This is a genomic window from Mesorhizobium sp. WSM4820, from assembly GCF_055811075.1.
On the sequence record NZ_JBVVQN010000087.1, the window covers coordinates 1 to 491 of the forward strand.

The following is a 491-nucleotide window of genomic DNA, read 5'->3' on the forward strand; positions in this document are numbered from 1 at the left end:
TTGCGCGGCACATAATCGAGCGCGTTTCTGAGGAAGTGCACGTAACAGCGCTGCCAGACTGCCTCGGGCAGGACTTCCCGGATCGCTGCCCTGAGCCCCGGATGGTCGTCGGAGACGACAAACTCGACGCCGGCGAGCCCGCGCTGCTTGAGCCCTGCCACGAACGCGCGCCAGCTCGAATGGCTTTCCCGGTTGGCCAGTTCGACACCGAGCACCTGGCGCCGGCCCTCCCAGTCGACCCCGATCGCCACCAGCACCGCCTGGCTGGCGATCACGCCGGCTTCGCGCGCCCGCTCGTAGCGCGCATCCAGAATGAGGTACGGGTAAGGTTCGGCAAGCCGCCGCTCAAAGAACGCCTTCAGCGCCTCATCCAGCCGCGCCGTCGCCTCGCTCACCGTCGAGGCCGAGAAGGAATGGCCGCACAGCTCCTCGGTGATCGCCTTGACCTTGCGCGTCGACACGCCTTGCACGTACATCTCGACCAGCGCCGA

General features: G+C 67.2%; 1 protein-coding gene. It reads right to left on the bottom strand.

Annotation, left to right across the window (positions count from 1 at the left end):
- On the bottom strand, positions 1 to 491 hold a 491-nt coding region (locus tag AC0L2R_RS33835; RefSeq protein WP_473514122.1), incomplete at both ends, for an IS256 family transposase.